This is a genomic window from Pseudomonas sp. Bout1 (assembly GCF_034314165.1).
Classification (GTDB): Bacteria; Pseudomonadota; Gammaproteobacteria; order Pseudomonadales; family Pseudomonadaceae; genus Aquipseudomonas.
In genome coordinates this window covers 3,175,352-3,195,198 of the sequence record NZ_JAVIWK010000001.1, presented here as the reverse complement: position 1 = coordinate 3,195,198, position 19,847 = coordinate 3,175,352, and the positions used below count along the sequence as shown (strand labels likewise).

The 19,847-nt window shown below is 62.1% G+C and carries 15 protein-coding genes; 11 read left to right on the top strand and 4 right to left on the bottom strand.

The window, feature by feature from the left end:
- Nucleotides 1-20: 20 nt before the first annotated feature.
- The 8 genes from RGV33_RS14945 (at nt 21) to RGV33_RS14910 (ending at nt 9,195) form a co-directional block, all read left to right on the top strand.
- The gene (locus RGV33_RS14945; protein WP_177041747.1) at nt 21-269 is read left to right on the top strand and encodes a DUF2934 domain-containing protein; all 249 of its coding nucleotides are present in this window, start codon (nt 21-23) and stop codon (nt 267-269) included.
- A gap of 192 nt (nt 270-461) precedes the next feature.
- Nucleotides 462-2,621: a glycogen debranching protein GlgX gene (glgX, locus tag RGV33_RS14940; RefSeq protein ID WP_322144921.1), complete on the top strand. Its 2,160-nt coding sequence runs from the start codon at nt 462-464 to the stop codon at nt 2,619-2,621.
- A gap of 1 nt (nt 2,622) precedes the next feature.
- Nucleotides 2,623-3,621 carry an acyl-CoA dehydrogenase family protein gene (locus tag RGV33_RS14935; RefSeq protein WP_322144920.1) on the top strand — a complete coding sequence of 333 codons (999 nt, stop codon included), beginning with the start codon at nt 2,623-2,625 and terminating at the stop codon, nt 3,619-3,621.
- Complete coding sequence (locus RGV33_RS14930; protein WP_322144919.1) at nt 3,618-4,376, top strand: PIG-L family deacetylase; 759 nt, start codon at nt 3,618-3,620, stop codon at nt 4,374-4,376. The genes RGV33_RS14935 and RGV33_RS14930 overlap by 4 nt, the downstream gene beginning before the upstream one ends.
- Nucleotides 4,373-4,972, top strand: coding sequence for an SAM-dependent methyltransferase (locus RGV33_RS14925; RefSeq protein ID WP_322144918.1), 600 nt, complete (start codon nt 4,373-4,375; stop codon nt 4,970-4,972). Before RGV33_RS14930 ends, RGV33_RS14925 begins: the two co-directional genes overlap by 4 nt.
- Nucleotides 4,969-5,628: a glycosyltransferase gene (locus tag RGV33_RS14920; RefSeq protein ID WP_322144917.1), complete on the top strand. Its 660-nt coding sequence runs from the start codon at nt 4,969-4,971 to the stop codon at nt 5,626-5,628. Before RGV33_RS14925 ends, RGV33_RS14920 begins: the two co-directional genes overlap by 4 nt.
- 187 nt (nt 5,629-5,815) lie before the next feature.
- Nucleotides 5,816-6,577, top strand: a complete 762-nt coding sequence (locus RGV33_RS14915) for a PIG-L family deacetylase (protein ID WP_322144916.1) — start codon at nt 5,816-5,818, stop codon at nt 6,575-6,577.
- Nucleotides 6,578-6,687: 110 nt separating this feature from the next.
- On the top strand, nt 6,688-9,195 hold the full coding sequence (locus RGV33_RS14910; RefSeq protein ID WP_322144915.1) for an autotransporter outer membrane beta-barrel domain-containing protein: 2,508 nt from the start codon (nt 6,688-6,690) through the stop codon (nt 9,193-9,195).
- A 128-nt stretch (nt 9,196-9,323) separates the two neighbouring features.
- Here RGV33_RS14910 and glgB read toward each other — a convergent pair whose 3' ends face one another.
- The 3 genes from glgB to RGV33_RS14895 all read right to left on the bottom strand — a co-directional run bounded on the left by glgB (nt 9,324) and on the right by RGV33_RS14895 (nt 17,007).
- Complete coding sequence (gene glgB, locus RGV33_RS14905; protein ID WP_322144914.1) at nt 9,324-11,558, bottom strand: 1,4-alpha-glucan branching protein GlgB; 2,235 nt, start codon at nt 11,556-11,558, stop codon at nt 9,324-9,326.
- Complete coding sequence (treS, locus tag RGV33_RS14900; protein ID WP_322144913.1) at nt 11,555-14,902, bottom strand: maltose alpha-D-glucosyltransferase; 3,348 nt, start codon at nt 14,900-14,902, stop codon at nt 11,555-11,557. Before treS ends, glgB begins: the two co-directional genes overlap by 4 nt.
- 107 nt (nt 14,903-15,009) lie before the next feature.
- On the bottom strand, nt 15,010-17,007 hold the full coding sequence (locus tag RGV33_RS14895) for an alpha-1,4-glucan--maltose-1-phosphate maltosyltransferase (RefSeq protein ID WP_322144912.1): 1,998 nt from the start codon (nt 17,005-17,007) through the stop codon (nt 15,010-15,012).
- Nucleotides 17,008-17,212: 205 nt separating this feature from the next.
- Here RGV33_RS14895 and RGV33_RS14890 point away from each other — a divergent pair, with 205 nt between their 5' ends.
- Nucleotides 17,213-17,371, top strand: a complete 159-nt coding sequence (locus tag RGV33_RS14890; RefSeq protein ID WP_167664995.1) for a hypothetical protein — start codon at nt 17,213-17,215, stop codon at nt 17,369-17,371.
- On the opposite strand, the gene RGV33_RS14885 is transcribed toward RGV33_RS14890, so the two are convergent.
- A complete protein-coding gene (locus tag RGV33_RS14885) occupies nt 17,368-17,862 on the bottom strand; it encodes an MgtC/SapB family protein (RefSeq protein ID WP_322144911.1) in 495 nt (164 codons plus the stop codon). The two genes, RGV33_RS14890 and RGV33_RS14885, sit on opposite strands and share 4 nt — an antisense overlap.
- Nucleotides 17,863-17,983: 121 nt before the next feature.
- On the opposite strand from RGV33_RS14885, the gene RGV33_RS14880 reads away from it, so the two are divergent.
- On the top strand, nt 17,984-18,223 hold the full coding sequence (locus RGV33_RS14880; protein ID WP_322144910.1) for a DUF3203 family protein: 240 nt from the start codon (nt 17,984-17,986) through the stop codon (nt 18,221-18,223).
- A gap of 185 nt (nt 18,224-18,408) precedes the next feature.
- The gene (ccoG, locus tag RGV33_RS14875) at nt 18,409-19,821 is read left to right on the top strand and encodes a cytochrome c oxidase accessory protein CcoG (protein ID WP_322144909.1); all 1,413 of its coding nucleotides are present in this window, start codon (nt 18,409-18,411) and stop codon (nt 19,819-19,821) included.
- The last annotated feature ends 26 nt before the right edge of the window (nt 19,822-19,847 follow it).

Genomic DNA, 19,847 nt, shown 5'->3' with positions numbered 1-19,847 from the left:
TTTCTGTGAGGAGCATTGCGATGAGTACTGAAGACAAACGCATACGCGAACTGGCGCATCAGATCTGGGAGTCTGAAGGGAAACCCCACGGCGAGGACGCGCGACACTGGGAGATGGCGCGCAAACTGGCGGAAGCCGAGGCGCTGACGCCTTCCAAGCCAAAGGCTGCCGCCAAGCCCAAAGCCGCGCCGAAACCCAAGGCCGCAGCAGCGCCGGCCAAGCCTGTTGCCGACAAAAAACCCAAGGCGCCGCGCAAGCCCGCCAGCTGACAAAGGCCCCTTGTGGGAGCGGGCTTGCCCGCGATGGTGGCGGCACATTCAGCATCGATGTCGCCAGGTACTCCGCCATCGCAGGCAAGCCAGCTCCCACAGGGGAAACCGCATCCAATTCAAGATTTTCATCTGGCTTCACGCCGGCATGGCCCCGTTCGGCCCGGAAAAACCCTTTGCAGGAGCACCTCAATGAGCAAACCCAACAAGCCCAAATCGACGCCGGAAAACGAGCCGTCGCGGATTCGTGAAGGTTTGCCCTTCCCCCTCGGCGCGACCTGGGACGGTCTTGGGGTCAACTTTGCGCTGTTCTCGGCCAACGCCACCAAAGTCGAGCTGTGCATTTTCGACGACAGCGGTGAAGTCGAACTGGAACGTATCGAACTGCCCGAATACACCGACGAGACCTTTCACGGCTATTTGCCCGACGCCCACCCGGGGCTGATTTACGGCTATCGCGTGTACGGTCCTTATGACCCCGCCAACGGTCATCGCTTCAACCACAACAAATTGCTGATCGACCCCTACGCCAAACAGCTGGTGGGCGAACTCAAATGGTCCGAGGCACTGTTTGGCTACACCATCGGGCACCCCGACGCCGACCTCAGTTTCGACGAACGCGACAGCGCGCCCTTCGTGCCCAAATGCAAGGTCATCGACCCGGCCCACACCTGGGGCAACGACCAGCCGGTGCGCACGCCGTGGGATCGCACAATCATTTATGAAACCCACTTGCGCGGCATCACCATGCGCCACCCTTCGGTGCCGGAAGAAGTGCGGGGCACCTGCGCCGGGCTGATGGTCGACGATGTGCTCAAGCACATTCGCCAACTGGGCGTATCGTCGGTGGAACTGCTGCCGGTACACGCCTTCGTCAACGACCAGCACCTGCTGCAAAAAGGCATGACCAACTACTGGGGCTACAACAGCATCGCCTTCTTTGCCCCCGACCCTCGCTACCTGGCCAGCGGCAAGATCGCCGAGTTCAAGGAGATGGTCGCGCACCTGCATGAAGCCAAGCTGGAAGTGATTCTGGACGTGGTCTACAACCACACCGCCGAAGGCAACGAGCAAGGCCCGACCCTGTCCATGCGCGGCATCGACAACGCCTCGTACTACCGCCTCATGCCCGACGACAAGCGTTTCTACATCAACGATTCCGGCACCGGCAACACCCTCGACCTGAGCCATCCGTGCGTGCTGCAAATGGTCACCGACTCGTTGCGCTACTGGGCCACCGAAATGCACGTCGACGGGTTCCGCTTCGACCTGGCAACCATTCTCGGCCGCTACCGCGACGGTTTCGACGAGCGTCACAGCTTCCTCGTGGCCTGCCGCCAGGACCCGGTACTGCGCCAGGTGAAAATGATTGCCGAGCCCTGGGACTGCGGCCCCGGTGGCTATCAGGTCGGTGGTTTCCCGCCGGGCTGGGTGGAATGGAACGACCGTTTTCGCGACACCGTGCGCTCGTTCTGGAAAGGCGACGACGGCCAGTTGGCGGATTTTGCCGGGCGCATGACCGCCTCCGGCGAGATGTTCAACCAGCGCGGTCGCAGGCCCTACAGCTCGGTGAACTTCATCACCGCCCACGACGGTTTCACCCTGCACGACCTGGTGTCGTACAACGACAAGCACAACGAAGCCAACGACGAGAACAACCAGGACGGCAGCAACAACAACCTGTCCTGGAACCACGGTGTCGAAGGCCCCACCGACGACCCGGAAATCAACGCATTGCGCTTGCGCCAGATGCGCAATTTCTTCGCCACCCTGTTGCTGGCCCAAGGCACCCCGATGCTGGTGGCCGGTGACGAGTTCGCCCGCACCCAGCACGGCAATAACAACGCGTACTGCCAGGACAGCGAGATCGGCTGGATCAACTGGGATCTGGACGAAGACGGCAAGGCCCTGCTCAAGTTCGTCAAACGCTTGATCAAGCTACGTCTGGCCTACCCAATCCTGCGGCGCGGACGCTTCCTGGTGGGCGACTACAACGAAGACATCGGCGTCAAGGACGTCACCTGGCTTGCGCCAAGCGGTGATGAAATGACCATCGAGCAATGGCAAGACAGCCACGGGCGCTGCCTGGGCATGTTGATGGATGGCCGCGCCCAGGAAACCGGGATTCGCCGCCCGGGGGCCGATGCCACGTTATTGCTGGTGGTCAACGCTCACCACGACATGGTCAATTTCCGCCTGCCACCAGTGCCGGATGGCGGCTTCTGGACCTGCATGCTCGACACCAACCAGCCGTCGGTGCGAGGCCAGGAGCGCTTCGATTTCGATCACGAGTACGCCGTCACCGGGCGTTCGTTATTGTTGTTTGAATTGCAGCATGAGGACGAGGTGTGAAATGGCTCTGCATGGATTTCTTCGCGGCTACCGGGAATACCCGGACACCCGGGCCCTTGGCGCTGCGCTGAGGGCACTGGTGGAGGAAGGCCTGGACCAACTGCCCCTGCCGGGCAGCGGGCAGACCCTGGAACGCTTCAGCCGGCTGGCACAAGTGGCCGGCCATGATCTGCGGTTGTGCAAGTTATACGAAGGCCACACCGACGCATTGGCGATTATCGCCGAACTCGACAGCCCCTTGCCGCCAGTGGGCAGCACGTGGGGTATGTGGGCGGCCGAGCCGCCAACGGCCAGGGTGCGGATTCGCCGCGACGGCCAGCGCTTGCGGCTGGAGGGTCGCAAGCCCTGGTGCTCGGGCGCCGCGGTGGTCAGCCACGGGTTGCTCACTGCATGGGATGAAGAGGAGCGCCAGCAACTGGTTGCAGTGGCTATGCATCAGCCTGGAGTGACCGTCACCGATGACGGTTGGGCGGCGGTTGGCATGGCGGCCACAGGCAGCGTTGAGGTGCAGTTCAGCGACGCGATTGGCCTGGCCATCGGCGGGCCGGGGGACTACCTGGCACGCCCGGGTTTCTGGCAGGGCGGCATCGGTATCGCAGCGTGCTGGTACGGTGCGGCCCAACGCCTGGCCGAACCCTTGCGCGAGCAGTGCGGCAAACGCCCGGAACCCCACGCACTGGCCCATTTGGGCAGCGTCGACAGCACCTTGCACAGTGCGGCCTGCGTGCTGCGTGACAGCGCCACGCACATCGACCGGCACCCCAAGGCGAATGCCCAATTGCTCGCGCAACAGGTTCGCGCCTGCATCGAGGAAACAGTCGACCAGGTGATCCATCACGTCGGGCGAGCACTAGGCGCGGGCCCGTATTGCAAAGACCCGCACTTTGCGCAGCTGATGGCCGACTTGCCGGTGTACCTGCGGCAAAGTCACGCCGAACGCGACCTGGCCGCCCTCGGTCAACACGTCGCCGATGAGCGCCCAGGGAGGTGGGAACTGTGAAAGCCAATCCGATTGTTGGCCAGGGCACGCCGTTGCACCTGTGGCAAAGCTCGTCGCGACTGGCCGAGTTGCCTTGCGTGAGCATTGCCGAGCTGGTGCCCGAGGGCAGCCGTGCGGTGATCATTGCGCCCCACCCGGACGATGAAGTGCTGGGATGCGGTGGCCTGCTGCAAGGCCTCGCCGCCCTTGACCGCCCAATGTTGCTGATCTCTGTCACCGATGGCAGCGCCAGCCACCCGGGTTCCCGCCGCTGGCCGGTGGAACGCTTGAGCGTGGTGCGCCCGCAGGAATCGGCGCAAGCCCTGCATCGCCTGGGGTTGCCGCTGCACAGCCTTAAATGGCTGAGGGCCGGGTTCCGCGACAGCCAGGTAGCTGCCGGGGAAGAAGAACTGGGTCGGTTCATAGAACGTTACCTCAAGCCAGGTGACGTGGTCTTTACTACGTGGCGCGAAGACGGCCATTGCGACCATGAGGCCGTGGGCCGTGCCAGCGCCAAGGCTGCCAGGGCCGCGGGCGCCACCTTGCTGGAGCTGCCTGTGTGGACCTGGCACTGGGCAACCCCCGAAGACAGCCAGGTGCCTTGGGCGCGTGCGCGCAAAATCCTCCTGTCACCCGAAGTGGTCGCCCGCAAGCGCCACGCCATCCACGCGTTCGCCAGCCAACTGGAAGGCGACCCGCAGATCGGCCTGCCGCCGGTGCTCGCCCCGTATGTGCTGGAGCGCCTGCTGCAACCTTTTGAAGTGGTGTTTGTATGAGCGTCGCCACGCCTTACTTCGACCAGCTGTTTGCAGGTAACGACGACCCCTGGGCCTTTCGCCAACGCTGGTACGAGCAGCGCAAGCGTGCCCTGACCCTGGCGCTGCTGACCCGGCCACGTTACGCATCGATCTTTGAACCCGGCTGCGCCAATGGTGAACTGAGCTTCGAGCTGGCCGCACGCTGCGACCGCCTGCTGTGCTGTGACACGGCGCAGGCGGCGGTTTGCCTGGCGCAGACACGGCTACGCGATTTCAGCCATGCCACGGTGCAGCAGAGCCGCCTGCCGGAGCAGTGGCCCAACGAGAGCTTCGAACTGATTGTACTCAGCGAGCTGTGCTACTACCTGGACCCGAACGACTTCGACCATCTGATCGATCGCGCCCTCGCCTCCCTGACGCCGGGCGGGCAGCTCCTCGCCTGCCATTGGCGCCCGCCCATCGAAGGCTGCCCGCAAACGGCAGAAATGGTGCACGCACGCCTCGACCAGCGCTTGGGCATGGCGCATCTGGCGCACCACCACGAAAGTGATTTTTTACTGGACCTGTGGAGCCTCGATGGCACCACGGTCGCGACCCAGGAGGGACTGCGATGATTGGCATCCTGATACCCGTGCATAACGAAGAGTCATTGCTGCCTGACTGCCTGAAAGCGGCGATGGTCGCGGCGAGCCATCCGGGGCTGCTGGGGGAGGAGGTACAGATTCTGACGGTGCTCGACAGTTGCAGTGACCGCAGCGCATTGATCGCCCGGGAGTACCAGGTACACAGCCTGGAAGTGCAGGTGCGCAACGTGGGGCACGTGCGCGGCGTGGGCGCACGGCACTTGCTCAACAATGGCGCCCGCTGGATTTCCTGCACCGACGCCGACAGCCGCGTCGCCCCCGATTGGCTGGTAGCGCAGCTGGCACTGGGGGTGGATGCGGTGTGCGGCACGGTGACGGTCGATGCCTGGAGCGAGGGTTTCGACCCGGCAGCGCAAATCCGCTATCACCAGGCCTACGAGGCGCGGGACGGGCACCGGCATATTCATGGCGCCAACCTGGGTATCAGCGCCAGTGCTTATGTGCGGGCCGGTGGGTTCGAGCCGTTGCCGTGTCATGAGGATGTGGAACTGGTGCGTCAACTGGAACGCTGCGGGGCTTCGATTGCCTGGAGCCATTCGCCCCAAGTGATCACCAGCGCACGTCTGGATTGCCGCGCCCAGGGCGGTTTTGGTGACTATCTGAAGAGCCTGATGCAGGCCTCCTGAAAAAATTGCGACATCCGGCTGTGTAAAAGCGACGATTCGTAACTATCATCAATATTCCTTGCACGGCAATCCAGGGTTGGAATGCCGTTGCGCTGCGAGTGTCCGTACAGGCCGCTCGTGTACCAACAAGAGCCGTCCCGTCAACGGGGTACGGCCTGCATCACCGATGAACAAGGACGTGACACTCATGAAGCCTGCACCGTTAATCGACACCCGCCGGGGCCCCGCGCAAATCTGGAACAGCGCCCCGCAACTCGCGCAAATCCCCGCCATTAATCCCGCAACCCTGGTGCCCGAAGGCAGCCGCGTGGTGATCATCGCCCCGCATCCCGGCGACGAAGTGATCGCCTGTGGCGGGTTGCTGCAACTGTTCAGCACCCTTGAATACTCCCTGCAACTGATCTCCATCACCGACGGCAGCGCCAGCCATCCCGGCTCGACCGTGTGGCCGGCCAAGCGCCTGAGCGTGGTGCGCCCCCAGGAAAGTGTCGAAGCCCTGCGCCGCCTGGGCGTGCCCCTGCACAGCCTGAAATGGATTCGCGGCGGCTTTGCCGACAACGCCCTGGCCGCGCGGGAACAGCAGATGAGCCAGTTCATTGCACGTTACCTGCAACCTGGCGATGTGGTGTTTACCACTTGGCGCAACGACGGCAAGGCCGACCACGACGCCGTGGGCCGCGCCGCCGCCAAAGCCTGCGGGCTCAAAGGCGTGCACCTGCATGAGTTGCCGATCTGGGCGTGGCACTGGCCTGTACGGGAGACCGCCGCAATTCCCTGGCAGCGCGCACGCCGGGTACGGCTCGACACCTGGAGCGTTGCCCGCAAGCTGCATGCAGCGCACGCCTATGCCAGCCAATTGGCGGGCGACCCGGAAATCGGCCTGGCGCCGCTATTGGCGCAGGTGCTGCTGGAGCGGATGCGCGAACCCTATGAGATTGTGTTTCTGTAGCGCCCTGCCTACTCGTCTGTACCTGTTACTTTTCACAGTAGCGACGCTTTCAACGCGGCGCTAAGGTGAGTGAGTGCGCTTGGCGCACAGGCGTCCAGCGAGGGCAGATCATGACCGCACGGTTTGCAACCCTGATGCACTTGGGTGTCATATCTTCGGCCTTGCTGGCGGGATGGCCGCTGGTTGCATTCGCTGACTGCGTGCTGACCCCCACCGCCGGCGATGACACGTTCACCTGCGCCAGCGCCAGCAGCCCGGGCGTCGTCGACACTGCCGGCAACAACACACTGCTGTTTCCCTCCCTCGGCACGGGCGTGATCAATGGCGACGTGACGTTCGCGCCAGGCCGCGACCTGGTAACCATGAGCTCGGGCACCATCGAGGGCACGGTGAACATGGGGGACGGCGCCAATATCTTCCAACTGTTCGGCGCCACGGTGACTGGCAACATCCTCCAGGGCACCGGCAACGGCATCATCCAGATCAGCCAGGGCAGCGCCGGGGCGGTGATCCAGGGGCTGGGCAACAATAATTTTTCCATGAGCGGCGGCACCATCGCCTCCGAGACCCAGGGCGATGGCGACAACGAGGCGAACCTGAGTACCGGCCGTATCATCGGCGACATGACCGCCGGGGATGGCAACAACAGCCTCACCGTGTCCAATGGCAGCGTTGGCGGCAAGATCAACGTTGGCAACGGCGACAACCGGATACTCATCAAGGGTGGCGATATTGCCCAGGGGATCTTTACCGGCAATGGCAACAATGAATTCACCTGGAACACCGCCGGGCTGATCCACGGCCCGATTGTGACCGGCAGCGGTTCCGACCGGGCGTTCCTCGACAACCTGACGCAAACCACCTTGTCATCCACGCCCCTGCTGGATGGCGGCTTGGGCAACGACGCTCTGACGTTCGACAACACCAAATCCGCCACCCCACAGCGCTACGTCAACTGGGAAACCGTGACCCTCAACAATGGCTCGGTATTCACCCTGGGCAGCGGCACGTTCACCCTCGGCGACGCCGGCACCCGCACCGGGACCATGGACATCAACGTCGGTACGCTGCTGGTCACCCAGGGCAGCATCAGCCCGTTTACCGCCGGCCAGCTCGTCACCGTGAACAACGCAGGCCTGATCGACATGACTAACACCAGCGCCACCGACAGCCTCACCCTCCACGGCAACTACATCGGCAACAACGCACGCCTGGCCTTGCAAAGCGTGCTGGCCGGCGACGGTTCACCCAGCGACAGGCTGATCGTCAGTCAGGGCACGATCCTGGGCAGCACGGCCATCACCATCACCAACCTTGGCGGTGCCGGCGGCCAAACTGTGCAGAACGGCATCCAGGTGGTGCAGGCCATCAATGGCGCCACCGGCAGTGACCTGGCCTTTTCCCTGCCGAACGGTTCGGTCTCGGCCGGGGCCTTCGAGTACTACCTGTACAAGGGCGGCGTCACGCCGGGCACCGCGCAAAACTGGTACTTGCGCTCATCCGTTGAAGCACCGCCATTGCCCAACCCCGAAGGCCCGCCCTCCGGGATTTTCCCGCCGACGCCCCCAGACCCCGCGAACCCGCCCGTGGGAATCTTGCCGCCGGTGCCCGCCGACGGCACCCCTGACCTGCCGGGCATCTTCCCGGGCGAAGCCCCTATTCCGATCTACCGCCCGGAAGTGGCGGACTACTCGGTGTTATTCCCCGCCGTGCAGCAAATGGTCCAGGGCATGTTGAGCACGTATCACGAGCGCATGGGCGACCAGAGCCAGCCGCCACAGAACGGCGCGATACCGGCGGGCTGGGCCCGGGTATTTGGCAGCAGTACGCGCCAGTCGTTTTCCGGCACCGTCAGCCCGAGCCTGGACAGTTCGTTGTCGGGCTTCCAGGTGGGCACGGATCTCTACGCCTGGACCTCGGACAATGACCTGACCCAACAAGTGGGGTTCTTTGTCGGTCATAGCCGCTTGAGCGGGAATGTGGAGGGGTTTTCCGGCGGTTTCCAGAACACCGACACCGGTAACATCACCTTGCGCGCCGACAGCCTGGGCACCTACTGGGCCCTGATCGACGCCAACCGCGCCTACCTGGACCTGGTGTTGATGGGCACCCGGTTCGACGGCCACGACGAATCCAGCCGGGGCGTAAAATTGCAGACCAAGGGGCACAACGTCGCGGGCTCCGCGGAGGTCGGCATGCCTTTCACGGTTTCCGAGCATTGGGAGGTGGAACCCCAGGCCCAGGTGATCATCGACCGCAGCTGGCTGGACAGCCAGAACGATGGCATGTCGGCGATCTCGTTCAAGGCCGACACCCGCGTCACCACTCGCCTCGGGGTTCGCGTGCGGGGCGACTACAAGGTCGGCGGGATGCCGCTACAGCCTTATGTGCGGGCCAATGTGTGGCATGCCGGTGCCGGGACCGACACCGTCACCTTCAATGCGTCGACGGACATCAACACCGACCAGCAATCCACCACGCTCGACCTGAGCACCGGGGCGGCGCTGCAGGTTTCGACTGCGGTGAAGGTGTATGGCGAGCTGGGATACAGCCGGAATCTGGCCAACAACCCGCTTAACGGGCGGGAAGGCACGATTGGCGTGAAGGTTGATTTCTAGGCCACAGCACCCTCCAACTGCGGGAGCCGGGCTTGCCCGCGATGCCGGCACTTGGGTCTTTCAGCTAGACCGAAGTGATGCTATCGCAGGCAAGCCAGCTCCCACATTTGATCTTCATCCTCTGTAAGTCAGCCTTCCGGTCGCAGGATCAGCACACCCAGCGGCGGCAGGTTCAACGACAGCGACAACGGTTGCCCATGTTTGGGCTCCTCTACCGTAAACGCCCCGCCACCGTTGCCGAAGTTGGAGCCGGCGTAGGTGTCGGCGTCGCTGTTGATCACTTCGCTCCAGCGCCCGGCAAACGGTACGCCAACCTGGTACGCCTCCCTCGGCACCGGCGTGAAGTTGGCCACCACCAGCACCGGCCGACCGTCCTTGCTCCAACGCAACCAGGCGTAGACGCTGTTGATCGCGTCATCCCCAATCAGCCACTGGAAGCCCTGTGGTGCGTCGTCCTGGTCGTGCAGTGCCGGCTCTTCGCGGTACAGCCGGTTAAGGTCGCCCACCAGTTTCTGCACGCCCCGGTGTTCGGGGTATTGCAGCAGGTACCAGTCCAGTTGCTGGTCGTGGTTCCATTCGCGCCATTGGCCAAATTCACAGCCCATGAACAGCAGCTTCTTGCCCGGGTGCATCCACATGAAGCTCAGGTACGCGCGCAGGTTGGCAAACTTCTGCCAGCGGTCACCGGGCATCTTGTCGATCAGCGAGTGTTTGCCATGCACCACTTCATCGTGGGAAATCGGCAGGATAAAACGCTCGGACCAGGCATACACCAGGCCGAAACTCAGCTCGTTGTGATGATGAGCGCGGTACACCGGGTCTTGCTGGATGTAGTGCAGCGAATCGTGCATCCAGCCCATGTTCCATTTGTAGTTGAACCCCAGGCCGCCCTGTTGGGTCGGCTGGCTCACGCCGGGCCACGCGGTGGATTCCTCGGCGATCACCAGCGCGCCGGGGGCTTCCAGGGCCACCACGTCGTTGAGGTGGCGCAGGAAGTCGATGGCTTCGAGGTTTTCACGCCCGCCGTGGCGGTTCGGCACCCATTCGCCGGCCTTGCGCGAATAGTCGCGATACAGCATCGATGCCACGGCATCCACCCGCAGGCCGTCGATATGAAAATGCTTGAGCCAGTGCAACGCCGAGGCCAGCATGAAGCCATGGACTTCGGTGCGGCCGAGGTTGTAGATCAGGGTGTCCCAATCCTGGTGGAAGCCTTCCAGTGGGTTGGCGTATTCATACAGCGCGGTGCCGTCGAATTGCGCCAGGCCGTGGGTGTCGGTGGGGAAATGCGCCGGCACCCAATCGAGGATCACGCCGATGTCGGCCTGGTGGCAGGCGTTGACGAAAAACGCAAAATCATCCGGCGAGCCGAAACGCGCCGTCGGGGCAAATTGCGACAATGCCTGATAACCCCAGGAGCCACCAAACGGGTGCTCCATGATCGGCATCAGTTCGATATGGGTGAAGCCTAACTGCTGCACATACGGAATCAACCGCTCAACCAGCTCGCGCCAACCGTACTGGCGGGATACTTCGCCGACTTCGTCCAGCTCGCACTGCCAGGAACCGGCATGCAGCTCGTAGATCGACAAGGGCGCGCTGGTCTTTTGGCGCTCGCTGCGCGACTGCATCCAGTCGTGGTCCTGCCAGTCGACCTGCAAAGGCGATGCGACCTTGGACGCCGTGTCCGGCGGCATCTGCGTGGCCAGGGCCATGGGGTCGGCCTTGAGCGGCAGGATCCCGTGAGCGCCGAGGATTTCATACTTGTAAGCCGCGCCCGGTTGCAGGCGCGGGATAAAGATTTCCCAGACCCCGGACGGATGGCGCAGGCGCATCGGATGACGGCGCCCGTCCCAGATATTGAAGTCACCCACCACCGATACGCGGCGGGCATTCGGCGCCCATACCGCAAAGCGCACACCCTGGATGCCGTCGACGCTGGTCACTTGTGCGCCCAGGCAACTGCTCAAGTCGCGGTGGTTACCTTCGGCAAACAGGTACAAATCCATCTCACCCAACAGCAGTTGGCTGAAGCTGTAAGGATCTTCGGTGACCTGTTCGCCCCCGGCCCACTGGATCTTCAGCAGGTACGCCTGGCGACTGCCGAAATGCCCGACGAACAAGCCCGGGACCTGCGTCGCATCGAGGTTGCCGATGTGCTCGCCACTGTCGCGGGCAAGCACCTGGACACTCAAGGCTTCGGGCAGGAAAGCACGGATGAACTGACCGCCCTCCTCGTCATCATGAGGCCCGAGGATCGAGAACGGGTCATGGTGTTCGGCCCGTACCAGGGCTTCGATATCCGCAGGGTTGGGCATCACACTCAATTTTTCCTGCAGCGGTTCTTTGCTTGTAAAACTCATGACGTCTCCCCACCGCGTGCAGTTTTCGATAATGGTTTCAACCCACTGAGCAGCCCGTGCAAACCTTGCAACGGCACTGGCAACCAGCTCGGGCGATTCTCTGCTTCGTAGGCCACTTCGTACGCGGCCTTCTCCAGGCTGAACAACACCAGCGCTGCGTCCTGGCCCTTGGCATCCTGCCAGTCATGGCCCAGTGTAGTCGTGGCCGCGTGATAGGCCTGGGTAAATGCCTGTTTCGCCTCGTGCAAGTAGCGATCCGCGACCCGCTGGCGTGACGCATTGGCTTCAGCTGACTGGTCCACGCCCTGCACATTCACCGCCATGGCTGCCGCGTAATCAAACGACCGTAGCACCCCACTCACATCCTTGTACGGGCTGTGTTTGCCGCGACGTTCATGCAGCGGTCGCGCCGGCTCACCCTCGAAGTCAATCAGGTAGGCATCGCCCTTGACCACCAGCACCTGGCCCAGGTGCAGGTCGCCATGCACGCGAATGCGCAACCCGCCCACCGTGGCGTTCGCCAGGTCCTGAACGTAAGTGCCAATGGCCTTTTTCTGTTCCAGTAAAGCACTGACCAGCGCCTGATCGGCAGGGTTCAACTTGGTTTGATGCTGTTTAAGCAGCTGCAAGGCGCGGTCGATTTGTGCGCCCACGTGCTTGGCCCAGCCTTGGCTGTCTTTGACGGAGGTGGCTTCGGGCTTGAAGGCCTTGTCGGTCGTGGATGCTGCCAGCACCTGGTGCATTTCACCGAGACGCTGGCCAAGCAAGCCGGCAAAATCCGCCAGTTCGCCCAGTGCGTTGTAATGCTGCTCCTGCTCGGACATGGCTTCGGCCAGTTCGTCGCGAATCGCCCGTTCCAGGTTGTTCTGGGTCCAACTCCAGGCATCGCCCTGGTTGTTCAGGTAACCCTGGGCAATCATCAGCAGGTTGTCCTGCCCGTCGGCATCGCGGCGAATCACCGAGCCCAGCAGTGGCGAGATATGCGCGTAGCCGGCTTCGGTCAGATAGGCGCCCATTTCCAGCTCCGGATGCACCCCGGCGCTGACTTTACGGATCAGCTTGAGCACCAGGCTGCCGCCCACCACCACCGAACTGTTGGACTGCTCGGCAGCGAGGTAGCGCACTTCGGATTCATCGTTCAATTGCAGCCTGGCCAATTGGGCCGTGGGCACAAAGCGAATCTCGCCATCGGTGGAGTTGAGTACGGTATTGGCCTGCAGGCCCTGGATCACGCCCCGAATATAGGCGTCGAGGCTGAAGGCATCGGTGACCAGGCCCACCTGCCGCACGCGCCGCACACGGGCGAGTGCCAGTTGTTGCGGCAAGGCACTGGTGAACTGGTCTTCGCCGAGGAAGCCGAACGGCAGCTGATAACGGCTGACCTGCCCGGCACTGGTCACTTCAATTTCACTGAGCAGCACCGGATGCTGCGGGTCGCCAAAGCGCACGCCGTAGGCGATGTGCACGCCATCGATCGCCGTATCTTTGCTGGCAAACCAGCGGCGTTTGGGCAGCCAGGCCGGCAAGGCGGTTTGTTCCAGGGTGGTGCGGCACGGTGCTTCGAGCAGTTCTTCCATGCGTTTCTTCAGCACCAGGGTGGTGAAGTCCGGGATGCTTTGCGCAGGTTCCACGTGCCAACTTGGCATCTGGTTTTCGGCCGCGAGCACGAACCAGTAGAAGCCATACGGTGCCAGGGTCAGCAGGAAATTCAGCTGGCCAATCGGCGGGAAGGCGTTGCCGCCGAGCATTTCCACCGGAACCATGCCGGCGAACGCCGAGAGGTCCAACTCGGCCGCCTGGGCGCTGCGGGATACGTTGGCCACGCACAGGATGATTTCAGTCTTGCCGTCGGCGCCCGTGTATTCGCGGGTATACGCCAGGATGCGGCGATTGGTGGGCGAAAGCATTTTCAGGCTGCCGCGACCAAAGGCCTTCGACTGTTTACGCACCGCCAGCATGCGTCGGGTCCAGTTCAGCAACGAGTGCGGGTCTTGGGTCTGGGTTTCGACATTGATCGACAGGTACCCGTATTGCGGGTCCATGATCGGCGGCAACACCAGGCTGGCCGGGTCGGCGCGGGAGAAGCCGCCGTTGCGGTCGATGGACCATTGCATCGGCGTACGCACGCCGTCGCGGTCACCGAGGTAAATGTTATCGCCCATGCCGATTTCATCGCCGTAGTACAGGGTTGGCGTGCCGGGCATCGACAGCAACAGGCTGTTGAGCAGCTCGATGCGCCGACGGTCTCGTTCCATCAGCGGCGCCAGGCGGCGGCGAATCCCCAGGTTGATCCGCGCACGGCGGTCGGCCGCGTAGTAATTCCAGAGGTAGTCGCGCTCTTTGTCGGTGACCATCTCCAGGGTCAGTTCATCGTGGTTTCGCAGGAAGATAGCCCATTGGCAATTGGCCGGGATCTCCGGGGTCTGGCGCAGGATGTCGGTGATCGGGAAACGGTCTTCCTGGGCCAGCGCCATGTACATGCGCGGCATCAGCGGGAAGTGAAAAGCCATGTGGCATTCGTCGCCGTCATCGCCCTTTTTGTCACCGAAATACAGCTGGGTGTCTTCCGGCCATTGGTTGGCTTCGGCCAGGAGCATGCGGTCCGGGTAGTTGGCGTCGATCTCGGCGCGGATCTGCTTGAGGACGTCGTGGGTTTCCGGGAGGTTTTCATTGTTGGTGCCGTCGCGCTCGATCAGGTACGGGATCGCGTCCAGGCGCAGGCCGTCGATGCCCATGTCGAGCCAATAGCGCATCACCGACAACACGGCTTTCATGACCTGCGGGTTGTCAAAGTTGAGGTCCGGCTGGTGGGAATAGAAGCGGTGCCAGAAGTACTGGCCGGCGACCGGGTCCCAGGTCCAGTTGGATTTTTCGGTGTCGAGGAAAATGATGCGGGTGCCGTCGTATTTCTGGTCGTCATCGGACCACACATAGAAGTCCCGCGCGGCCGAACCCGGCTTGGCCTTGCGCGCACGCTGGAACCAGGGGTGCTGGTCGGAGGTGTGGTTGATCACCAGCTCGGTGATCACCCGCAGCCCGCGCTTATGGGCTTCAGCGATGAACCGCTTGGCGTCGGCCATGGTTCCGTAGTCGCTGTGCACGCCACGGTATTCGGCAATATCGTAGCCGTCGTCGCGGCGTGGCGAGGGGTAGAACGGCAGTAGCCAGATGGTGTTTACGCCGAGGTCGGCAATGTAGTCGAGCTTGGCGATCAGCCCAGGAAAGTCACCGATACCGTCGTTGTTGGAGTCGAAATAGGATTTGACATGAACCTGATAAATCACCGCGTCCTTGTACCAGAGCGGGTCTTTGATAAAGGTGGCAGCCTTGGGTTTCTTCGCCATTGGAAACTCCTGGGAATTCGAAAAATTCTGCCTGAAGGAACTCGATCAAATGTGGGAGCTGGCTTGCCAGCTCCCACATTTGATCTCCTTTGGATTGCAGATCAGCTTCAGGAAACGCTAATGCGCCATATGCCAAACGGCTGGTGCCACGGTTCAATCCGCATCCATTGGGTCTTGCCGTACCAGGTCCAGCGGTGGCCGGTCATCAAGTCTTCGCCCTGTGTCTGGGCGTCGTCCGGCAGGCCCATCTCCCACAGCGGCAGCTCGAAATTGGCCTCTTGGGCGTTGAACGGGTCGAGGCTCACGGCGACCAGGATGAAGTTGGTGCCGTCCTCGCTGCGCTTGCCGAAGTACAGGATGTTGTCGTTCCACGCGTTATAGAGCTTGAGACCCAAATGCGTCTGCAGCGCAGGGTTTTGCCGGCGGATGCGGTTGAGCTGGGCGATCTCGGCAATAATATTGCCGGGGGCCGTGAAGTCCCGCGGGCGGATCTCGTACTTCTCCGAGTCCAGGTACTCTTCCTTGCCCGGCACCGGGGCCGCCTCGCACAGTTCAAAACCCGAATACATGCCCCACAGGCCCGAACCCATAGTGGCCAGCGCGGCGCGGATCAAAAAGCCGGGCCGCCCGGACTCATGCAGGAAGCCTGGGTTGATGTCTGGCGTGTTGACAAAGAAGTTGGGGCGAAAGCACTCGCGCCACGGTGATTCGTTCAATTCGCTCAGGTACTCACTCAACTCGGCCTTGGTGTTGCGCCAGGTAAAGTAGGTGTAGCTCTGGGAGTAACCGACCTTGCCCAGGCGCGCCATCATTGCCGGGGTAGTGAAGGCTTCGGCGAGGAAGATCACGTCGGGGTATTGGGCGCGCACATCGCTGATCAGCCATTGCCAGAATGGCAGCGGCTTGGTGTGGGGGTTGTCGACGCGAAAGGTCTTTACGCCCTCTTCCACCCAACCCACCACGATGTCACGCAGCTCAATCCACAGGCTGGGGATGGCGTCTGCCGCGTAGAAGTCCACGTTGACGATGTCCTGGTATTTTTTCGGCGGGTTCTCGGCGTACTTGATCGTGCCGTCGGGCCGCCAGTTGAACCAACCCGGATGTTGCTTGAGCCACGGATGGTCCTGGGAACACTGGATGGCAAAGTCCAGGGCGATTTCCAGGCCATGGTCGGCAGCAGCCTTGACCAGGTTGCGGAAGTCTTCACGGGTGCCCAGTTGCGAGTGGATGGCCTCGTGGCCGCCCTCCTCGCTGCCGATCGCGTAGGGGCTGCCCGGATCATCGGGCCCGGCGGTCAGGGAATTGTTCTTGCCTTTGCGGTGGCTGCGGCCGATGGGATGGATCGGCGGGAAGTACAGCACGTCAAAACCCATGTCATGGATCATCGACAGCCGCGAGTGCACATCGTTGAAGGTCCCGTGGCGCGCAGGATCGTCAGTGATCGAGCGGGGAAACAGCTCGTACCAACTGGCGAATTGCGCGGCTTCGCGCTCTACGTCGATCGGGAACACCGGGCTGATGCTCAGATAGGCGCGGTGATCGGCCTGGGTCATCAAATGTGCACTGTCTTCGTGCAGGAACAGCGCGACTTGCTCGGTTTCCAGCAGGCCGGAGAGTTCGTGGTGCAGCAGCATCAAGCGGTCGCGCAATTCGTTGTCACTGCGCTCGGCAGCTTGCAGGACCTGGCTGCGGCCTTCCTGCAATTCCAGGCTGACTGGCACCCCGGCCTCGTGTTTCTTGCTCAGTTCGTAACGAAAACTGGCGAACGTGTCGATCCAGGCCTCGATGCAATACTCATGCGGACCTTGGGCTGCCACGGTAAACGCGCCTTCCCAGCCATTGTTGCCGACATCGGTCATCACCACGCTGTGCCAGCTTTCTTCGTTCAGCGGGCGCCAGCGGATCATCACGGCGAGCTTGTCGTGGCCATCGGCAAACACCTTGCTGGCAACCTGGACGCGCTGGCCTGTCACAGCCTTGACCGCAAACTCGCCGGCATTGATCACAGGCGTCGTGCTTTCAATTGCAATCCGTGGCAGCAACAGTGCCTGGGACAGCGGCAATATGGAGGTTGAATCGTCTTGCGTGAGTGTTTCAGCAGTCATCGAGCATCTCCCCTTTACGCCCCATGGACGCTCTTGTGCTTGATTCAAATTCTGAAACGGCATCGCTCTCCCTGAGCAGGGCCGTCTAGGTTCCGAGCATGCTGGCAGGCGAAAAGTTCAGGCGGATATACCGCCACCGGGCAGGGAATCAAATCCACCGCACGGTTGTCCACCGCTAGAGCAAAGCACAAAGGAGGCCACACCGATGAATATCCCGATCCCGGCTGAAACGCCTGATCCCAATATCGACAAGCCCACGCTGCCACCCACCGAGCCAGACCCGATTCCAGAGCAGGAACCGCCTGGAACGCAGCCGCCACCGGTCGAGGAGCCACCGACGACGATGCCGCCCGTGATCGTTTAGTCCTTCTCGAACAGGCGCACGATCCTTGGCATTAAACTGAACACCGCCAATGCCAGCAACGTGCTGAGTACGGCGGTGGACTCACGCCCCATCCCCGCTGCAACGCCGATGGCAGCGGTCATCCACAAGCCAGCGGCGGTGGTCAGGCCTTTGACGTGCTGGCCTTCTTCATCTTCCTTGCCCTTGAGGATGGTGCCGGCGCCGAGAAAGCCAATGCCCGCAATCACCCCTTGCAGCACGCGGCTCATGGCGTCGGCCTGTGAGCCGGACATACTCGGCACCAGCACAAACAGCGCGGCGCCCAAGGCCACCAACATGTGGGTACGTACCCCGGCAGCCTTGCCTTTTTGCTCGCGCTCAAACCCGAGAATACCGCCCAGGACCGCTGCGATGAGCAACCGCACAGTGACCTGTGTGAGTTGCCGGGCATCGCCTATATCGGCAAATTCCGCTTGCAGGGTTTGCCAGACTTCATGCCACCAAGCGTCCATGGACGTGTCCTTTTCATGGGTCGATAGGGGATGGACAGCGCCGACCGTCAGTCAGTTGCGCCGAACCATTCAACCTGGCCAAACGCCTAATGTTCAGTCATTCCGGAAAAAGGACAGCACCATGCCCGTACGCATCGAAAACCAGACCTGTTACTTCAAGGTTGACGAGAACGGCGAAGAAAGGAGCCTTGCGGCAACCGACGTCACCGTAATTACCGACAGCGCCAAGTCCATGTCAGCCGTTGAGCTGAACGGCGAGCGGGTCTACATCACCGAAGCCGAAGCCGACGCATTGACCGTGGCAGGCGCCACCGACGGCCGTAAGCATCTGAGGGCTACAGACGGTGATTCGGTGATTTGATTGACCTGGAGCATCACTGCGCCAAAAAGCGCTGCACCCCGCGCCACACAGGGTGCAGCACATTGTCGCAGGCGCCTGCCGCCAGAGCATCTGCTCCGCTTTTTATCGTCCCACCTGAGTCTGTTATGCAAACAGAGCGCCGGGCATAGTTCATCTGCCTGATGGAGGCTGATGAGCGAAAGACCATGAGCGATAGAATCCCCGTCCGAACCGTAGAAGTGTATGAGCCTGCGCATCCCAAGAAGATGAAGGCCAAATCCAGCGACAACCTGATTCACACCCGCAGTTTCACCGGCCTGTTTCGCACCTTGCGTGTGGCAGGCGCAGGTTTTCTGTTCCTGGCGTTTTTCGGCACCGTATGGCTGAACTGGGGGGGCCGGCAAGCGGTGCTGTGGGACTTGGCTGAAAGTAAATTCCACATCTTTGGCGCGACGTTCTGGCCCCAGGACTTCATCCTGTTGTCGGCGCTGTTGATCATCTGTGCGTTTGGCCTGTTCGCCATTACCGTGTTCGCGGGGCGTGTGTGGTGTGGCTACACCTGCCCGCAAAGCTCGTTCACCTGGCTATTTATGTGGTGCGAAAAGGTCACCGAAGGCGAGCGAAACCAGCGGATAAAACTGCAAGCCGCGCCCTGGGGCTTGAACAAGCTGGCCAGGCGCTCGGCCAAGCACACGCTGTGGCTGGGCATCAGCGTGCTGACCGGGCTGACGTTTGTCGGCTACTTCACGCCGATCCGGCCGCTGGCCGAGGAACTGCTGACCTGGCAAATGGGTGGAGTGAGCCTGTTCTGGGTGCTGTTCTTCACTGCCGCCACCTACATCAACGCCGGCTGGCTGCGCGAAGCGGTGTGCATGCACATGTGCCCGTATGCGCGGTTCCAGAGTGTGATGTTCGACAAGGACACCCTGACTATTTCCTACGACGTGGCCCGTGGCGAAAACCGCGGCCCGCGCAAACGCGATGTGCAACCAGCAGACGTCGGCCTGGGTGACTGCATCGACTGCCAGCTGTGTGTGCAGGTGTGCCCCACCGGCATCGACATTCGCGACGGCCTGCAAATGGAATGCATCGGCTGCGCCGCGTGTATCGATGCCTGCGACTCGATCATGGATAAAATGGGTTATGCCCGGGGGCTGGTCAGCTACACCTCGGAGCATCAGTTGCAAGGTGGCAAGACCCGCCTGCTCAGGCCCCGGCTGATCGGCTACAGTGTCGTGCTGCTGGTGATGATCGGCGCACTGGTGGTGGCCCTGGTGGGGCGGCCGATGGTGTCGCTGGACGTGACCAAGGACCGTGGAATGTTTCGCGAGAACAGTGAAGGCTTGATCGAGAACATCTACAGCCTCAAGGTCATCAACAAGACCCAGCAGCGTCAGGATTATCGCCTGGAGCTGGTGGACGGCGACGGCTTCCAGTTGCAGGGCAAGACCCGAATCAGCCTGGCGCCGGGGGAAATTACCGATGTACCGGTGTCGGTGGCGATGACCGCGCAGAAGCCGGCCAGCAGTTCGCAGACCATTCGCTTCAAGGTAACGGACGTGGATGAACCGTGGATTTACAGCGCGGCGGACAGCCGGTTTGTGGCGCCGATGTGGTGAGGGAGCCTGCCCCCCGTTGGGCTGCG